Source organism: Oribacterium sp., from assembly GCF_057249185.1.
This window is the reverse complement of the sequence record NZ_DBHIGR010000123.1, coordinates 1-6942: the sequence shown is the minus strand read 5'-3', so window position 1 is coordinate 6942 and position 6942 is coordinate 1. Positions and strand designations below refer to the sequence as shown.

Annotated in this window: 7 protein-coding genes; all 7 read right to left on the bottom strand. The window is 42.7% G+C overall.

What is annotated here, in order from left to right:
- Window positions 1–250 (bottom strand): glyceraldehyde 3-phosphate dehydrogenase NAD-binding domain-containing protein (locus tag ACO4PX_RS07455; protein WP_485572150.1); only part of this gene is annotated, 250 nt, incomplete at its 3' end.
- A 619-nt stretch (window positions 251–869) separates the two neighbouring features.
- Window positions 870–2555 carry a Na/Pi cotransporter family protein gene (locus tag ACO4PX_RS07450; RefSeq protein ID WP_315272434.1) on the bottom strand — a complete coding sequence of 562 codons (1686 nt, stop codon included), beginning with the start codon at window positions 2553–2555 and terminating at the stop codon, window positions 870–872.
- Between the two features lie 352 nt (window positions 2556–2907).
- Window positions 2908–3936 carry a hypothetical protein gene (locus ACO4PX_RS07445; protein WP_485572149.1) on the bottom strand — a complete coding sequence of 343 codons (1029 nt, stop codon included), beginning with the start codon at window positions 3934–3936 and terminating at the stop codon, window positions 2908–2910.
- Window positions 3937–4139: 203 nt separating this feature from the next.
- Window positions 4140–4958, bottom strand: coding sequence for an N-acetylmuramoyl-L-alanine amidase family protein (locus tag ACO4PX_RS07440; protein WP_314328936.1), 819 nt, complete (start codon window positions 4956–4958; stop codon window positions 4140–4142).
- Between the two features lie 110 nt (window positions 4959–5068).
- Window positions 5069–5911 carry an undecaprenyl-diphosphate phosphatase gene (locus ACO4PX_RS07435; protein WP_485572148.1) on the bottom strand — a complete coding sequence of 281 codons (843 nt, stop codon included), beginning with the start codon at window positions 5909–5911 and terminating at the stop codon, window positions 5069–5071.
- A 23-nt stretch (window positions 5912–5934) separates the two neighbouring features.
- A complete protein-coding gene (locus tag ACO4PX_RS07430) occupies window positions 5935–6600 on the bottom strand; it encodes a uracil-DNA glycosylase (protein ID WP_485568963.1) in 666 nt (221 codons plus the stop codon).
- Window positions 6597–6942 (bottom strand): metallophosphoesterase (locus ACO4PX_RS07425; protein WP_485572147.1); only part of this gene is annotated, 346 nt, incomplete at its 5' end. The genes ACO4PX_RS07430 and ACO4PX_RS07425, both read right to left, overlap by 4 nt.

Here is a 6942-nt window from a genome sequence, read left to right as displayed (position 1 = left end):
TGGAAGCGTCAGCCTCCTTATAAATCTTAATCTTCTTTCCCTTAACTTCGATATAGTCTTCTCCGGCAACTACTGTATCTTCATACTTATATCTTCCCTGAGAAGAATCATACTTTAAAAGGTGCGCAAGCATCTTAGGATCGGTTAAATCGTTGATGGCAACAATCTCTGTTCCTTCATGATCAAACATCTGACGAAATGCCAAACGTCCGATACGTCCAAATCCGTTAATCGCTACTTTTACTGCCATATCCTTTTCCTCCTACATAATAAATCATTTTAATTTCTTAAACAGCACGTTCATTCTATTGCAGGCAATGTGTTTTTGCAAGTACAAATGACGAAAAAACGCAAGTTTTCACCAAATATTTACAGATTTCCAAAAAGAAAAATTAAATCATTATTAAAATAATTATTTTTAAATCCAATTCCGCTTTCTTGAAGTTCTTACTATCCTCCTTATTCCGGAAACCATAGCATAAAAAAAGAGTGGTAAAATCAAAATATATAGGTTTTCGGCAATATAGGTCTAAATATCGGGTAGTCTGAGCCCGATACTTGTGAAGAGTCGGCGATGAGAAGAACAACACAAATCAATACTTGAAGCGAATGATACAGTGTGGGTCTATAATAGGGGCAATCTGAGCCCGTCAGTACTTACTGAAAGCAAGCAAAGCGAAGCTTGAAGTTAGTACTGCTACGAAGGCGAGGTTAGCGAGAGCGTGCCCCATTTATAGACCCACACTGTATCAGAGCACTTTCTTATTACGAGTGCAGTCCTTCACTGCACAGGGCGAAGCTAGCGAGAGCGTGCCCCGATTTTAGACCTATATTGCTTAGAAAACCATTTTGATTTTACCGCTCTTTTTTTAAATCATCGTTTTCACATAGCCCGCCACATTATCCGCATGGTCGGAAATTCTTTCCAAGTCGGAAATGACATCCAGGAAAATTACACCGGCCTGAGGCACACAGTCCCCGGAGCTTAATCTTAGAATATGGGTCTCTCTCATATCCTCTTCCATCTCATCCACCTGATCCTCCAGATGAGCTGTTCTTACCACAGCATCCAAGTCATTGTTCTCAAAAGCATCAATACTGGCTTCAAAGGACTCCATAACCTTATTGGAAATCTTCTTTAAATCATCCTGACCGATTTCCGAGAAAGAGATATCGTGATCCTGCGCATACTGAGCCTGCTCCGCAATATTTTCCGCATGATCCGCAGCTCTTTCCACATCGGTAATGGTATTAAACATATTGTTCACTTCCAGCTTCTGATTCTCATTTAAAGAAAGGTTTCCGATGTGAATCAGATAGTCCGTCAGAAGCTTCTGCATATTATCAATGATTTTCTCTCTGGCATAAACCTCTTGGATTTCTTCCACCTTCTCTTCCAGTAAGATGCCCATGGCGTGAGAGATATTTACCGCCGTAATTCTGGCCATATTGACAACCTCCGCCTTAGTAGCGGAAATGGCGATGGCAGGGGACTCCAAAATACGCTTATCCAAGTGCTGAATCAGATTCTTCTCCACCTCCGTGTAGTGGTTCGGATTCTCCTCATCCTCCTTATCCTGCTTACTCTCTCTAACCAAAGTTCCGGAAAGATTCACCAGTAGATCTCCAAAGGGGAATAAAACAACGGTACAGGATACGTTAAATATGGTATGGAAGAGGGAAATTTCTACAGGGCTTAGTTGTCCCTGGAAAAAACTCTTCATTGGAAGACTTAAAAAGAAAATAATAGCTCCGAACAAAATCGCACCGGTCACATTAAAGAGAAGGTGAATTACCGCCGCTCTCTTCGCGGTTCTGGAGGCTCCGGTAGAGGAAAGCATCGCTGTTACACAGGTACCGATGTTTTGTCCCAGAGTGATATAGAAGCCCGCGGCTCTCGGTACCGCACCGGATAAGGCCAAGGTCTGAAGGATGGATACGGAAGCTGCAGAGGACTGAATAATTCCCGTTACCACCGCACCGGTTAAAATGCCAAGAATAGGATTTCCTCCCATTACCTGAAAGGCCTTCGCAAAAATAGGAGAATCTGCATAGGGAGACACGGAATCACTCATGAATTCCAAGCCGATAAAGATAAATCCTACACCGATACAGAAATTGGCTACAAGATCATCTTTACCTTTTTTCCCGAAAAGAAGGCGGAAGGCACCCACTCCCACTAAGAGTGGTGCGAAAAATTCCGGCTTCAGAAAAGCCAAAGAAGAGCTGGACACCTGAGTTAAGGAAACCATCCAAGCGGTAATGGTGGTTCCGATATTGGCACCCATGATAATGCCGACAGACTGACTAAGATTCAAGATTCCGGCATTTACAAAACCTACCACCATAACAGTGGTTGCAGAGGAGGATTGCACAAGAGCTGTTATGGCTGCTCCTAAAACAACGGCCATCACACGATTTCCCGTTACCAAATTCAGGAACTTGGACATACGGGAGCTGGCGGCTTTTTGCATACCGTCACTCATCACCGTCATACCGTATAGAAACATTCCCAAACCACCAATTAAGCCAAAAAGGCTTCCGATGAATTCCATGATTCTCTTTTCTCCCCTTTTCTTTAGACCCGTAAAAAGACCGTTTCCTTCTGCTCTTCTTATAGTCTATAACCTACCCGACTTCCCTCCTGAGAAATCCTGTAACGTAAAAAAAGCCAGTGTAAAAACACTTGGCTTAGTATACAAATACTTTCTTAAAAAAACAAGGAATTTCTCTTGAGTCAGGAGAGGGGCAGTGAAAACCCGCACTACAACAAGCCTTGTTCCCAGCTTCCTACAATGTTTTTCAATGCCATATTCGTTCCTATCTCATTTCCTTTTAATATATCGACCTATTTCAAAATCATATAAGAAGGGGCTGTAAAAATCACAGCCCCTTCTTGGAAAAATCTTATTCCTCTGAATCTCCAAAGCTATCTGTATAAGGAAGACCTGCATCCTGTACATCCTGCTTTTCTTCTCCAATGGGATAAGCCAGGAAGGAGTTCTTGTCCCACTGCACTACGCCGATGGAAGTCACTAATCCGCAAATAAAAGTGAACAACAGCTGTAAACCGAGATTCTTAAAATAATCTGCTTGCAAATTGGCAGTTTCCACAATAGCCACTACATTTTTGAAGGTAAAAGACAGGCTAAGCTTTGTACCCTCCATGCCGAACATATCCGGTGTAAAATATCGCTGAATCATTAATGCCCAATCCAGACGGTTAATTAAGTACATAGCTGCCAGCATAATAATGGCGGAGATGATAATACCGATCTTTTGAATTCGACCGGCAAAAACTTTATATCCTCCCATAACCAAACCGCCCATGACTATACCGCCAAACCAGCTTACATAGCCCAACTGCGAAATACAGAGAACCACTGCCCCTGCTACCACCGCGCCTAAAAGAGCACCTACTGTTCCCAATAAGATACTGCTTGATCCTCTAAGGGCAATCTTCTCCTGTTTTTCCTGAATTCCTCTTTCAATCTCCGCATATTCCGCTTTTGTAATAATCTTTACTCCCTGAGCAAAATAGGTGGATACTCCCTGAGTAACGCCGCTGATTTCCGAACAATTCTGAAATCCCCTATCCTGCAGGAATTTGGCCAAAGCCGGTAAAATCTCTTGGAATCTTTTCACTGTACCGTCCTTGGTAAAGGCTCCGCCAAGGGTGAAAACCACACGATAATTTTTCTTGTTCACTCCTATAGTCTTTAAATATTTATTATACTCTTTTATGCCTTCAAAGTCCGCCTTTGTGGGCTTCTCGCCTCTGGTGACAGAGACATTCAGATAATATAGAGAGCCTTTATCCGCATTTGTAATCAGCATATCATAACCGCCGACCTCTCCCACTGCAGCATTACCGTTCTTATCATAATAAAACCCTAAGCCCTCTGCCAAAGTCTTTACTAAAACCATCTTCTTCATGTCCTCCAGTTATTTCTTTGTAATCTTAATTCTTTAAGAATACTCCGTAAATTTTATGAACCTTTTCCATTATACAGATTTCCTCTAAAAAAGCTACTCTCTTTTTTCTACAAAAAAAGCCTGAAATTGAGACAGCTTGGAACGTCTCGTTTTCAGACCTTTACTGCAAAACTATGTTTTTAAAAATTCTTTAAGGAGCCTATTTAAGAGGAAAATCCGTAGTAGATGTTTATTCCCTTTACCAATCCATCTGCCAGGTTGTTTAAGGTCTTTTCACTATGGTCAGAGACCTTATCTCCCAGCTCAATGTCTACAGAAGGAATGGTGGAATAGGAGGTTTGGGTTAAATCCATATCCATTCTTCCCTTTCCGAAAATCTTCACTCCCTGTCCCTTTAAACCACTGATTAAGCTGTCTCCCAGCTTTTCGTGGTTCTGCCAGTTACTTGCCACCGGCTCCATCCTCTTTAATCCATCCGGAACGGACATAAAGAATGCGCCCTTGTCCTTGGTGGTTGCATCCCAATGCAGAGCAATATGGGCATCCGCCTTGTTATTGGCTAAAACGGTACGGGCAATATTGTCCAGCTGAACATCCTCTTCACTGCGAATCATCAGCACATCATATCCCTCTGCCAGAAGCTTTTTCCCTAAAATATGAGCCATCTGCAATGTTACGGTAGCTTCTCTGGTGCCGTCCTGGAAGGTCATACCGGAGGACACTGCCGAAGCCGTAGTCACGCCTGCCGCATTGGTTCCGCCGGTTAACTTTCTGGTGCCGTCCGGATGGCAAAGGGTTCTCTGCTTCTCTCCCCCCTTGGTTCCGTGACCTGCATTTACCGCAATGGTAATATGCTTCGGCTCCTTTACATCACTGGTATATAAAACGGCCTTTCCTGTATTGATTTTAGAATTCCCCGCATACTTCCAGTTTAAATTTAAACCGATTTCCGTTGCGGCAAAGCTTTGCATCCCCATCACAAGGGATAAGGCCATAGCTAAAACTACTCCTCTTGCTTTCATTTTACTCCCTCTTTTCCTTTTTTATTCTCCTAGTATATCGACCGTTTAAGCATAACGAAGTAGCTTTTTCTAAACAAGCCCCTTTCCTTTACAGTGCCATTACGGATTTCTTACAGCACCAAATGGGACACGGCAAACCATAAAAGAATCACGCCGCCAAAGAGAATTCTATAGTAAGCAAAGGGGATGAAATTATGACTGCGAATATAGCGCAGTAAAAAACGAATACAGTATAGGCTGACAAAATAGGACAAGAGCATGGATAAAAGCAACATAAACCATTGTCCTGCACCGAAATTCCCTGCATGCTTAATCAGTTTTAAAAGACTGGCTCCTGCCATCACCGGCACACTTAAGAAGAAGGAGAATTCCGTGGCTGCCAATCTTCCTACCGATAGAAGCATGGCGCCCAAAATAGTAGCTCCTGAACGGGAGGTTCCCGGTATCAGAGCCAAGCACTGGAAAAGTCCAATCAGAAGAGCATTTTTCCAAGAAATATCCTCTACCGTTAAAGTATGGAACTGATGTTCCTCATTTCTTCTTTCCAGTAAAATGAAGAAGACACCGTAGAGAATCAGCATCAGTGAGACCACAAAGGCATTGTAAAGATGAGCATCCAAAAAATCATCCAGCAGAAGACCTAAAACCGCCGCAGGAAGACAAGCTACTAAAATTTTTCCGATCAAAATACATTTTCCCTGCTCCAAGTAGTAGCCTTTCCCCTGAGATCTTCTTGCTACGGGCCAGATACGGAAGAAAAATTCTTTGATTACCGCTCCAACCGCCCCCAGCTGAATCAAAACTTCAAAGGTGGAGAAAAACTCCTTGCTTTGCCGCAAAGGAATAATACTTTGCAGTAAAATCATATGTCCTGTGGAGGAAATGGGAAGCCACTCGGTAAAGCCCTCCACTAAAGAGAAAACAATGACTTTTAATAACTCAACAATGTTCATGAAATATTCTAACCTTTCTATTCTTATGCTTTCAAAGCCCAATCAATTTCCTCCTGCCCTTCCTTTCGAAGGTAGGCGTTACACTGAGAAAAGGGCTTGGAACCGAAAAATCCCCTATAAGAGCTTAAGGGACTTGGGTGGGGGGCTTTTAAGATCAATCGTCTTTTTTGATGAATCATCTTTGCCTTACTCTGGGCGGAAGAGCCCCAAAGGATATAAACCACAGGTTCTTCCTTTTCTTCTATAGCACGAATGGTAGCATCCGTAAATTCCTCCCAGCCTATGCCCCTATGGGAATTGGCTTCATGAGCTCTAACCGTAAGCACCGTGTTTAAAAGAAGCACCCCCTGTTTTGCCCAGGCATCCAGCTCTCCGCTCTTCGGAATTTCACATCCTATATCATCCTGTAATTCTTTAAAAATATTCTGTAATGAAGGAGGAAAGGGAATGCCTTTTCCCACGGAAAAGGATAGCCCCTGGGCTTGCCCGAAGTTATGGTAGGGGTCCTGTCCCAAAATGACGACCTTTACCTTTTCATAGGGACAAAGGCTATAGGCCCGGAAAAGCTTTTCCTTGGGAGGAAAAATAGTATGATGCTTATACTCTTCTCTCACGGTTTCATAGAGTTTTTTATAATAGGGTTTTTGAAATTCTCCCTGCAGCTTGCTTAGCCACTGCCCTTCAATCATGTGCTTCCTCTTCCCTTTTTATTGGTTACTTGTTTGTAAAGGTCATAAAGGAAAGATCCCGTCTTTCCCTCATTGGGATATTCATCCTCTCCAATGTCTAAAATATATTTATCGAAAGCATTAATAATTTTTGTTCCTGAGGAATGTATGCTTTCCTGCTTATAGGCCGCTCCATAGCTTTTATGAATATGCCCGTGAATCATGTACTTGGGTTTGTATTTTTGCAACAGATCCTCAAAGGCCTGAAAGCCCTGATGAGGCAAGTCTTCCATATCCCCATAGCCCTTTACCGGTGCATGGGTCAGTAAAATATCAAAGCCGTTCTTTAGGACAATGTCTTTC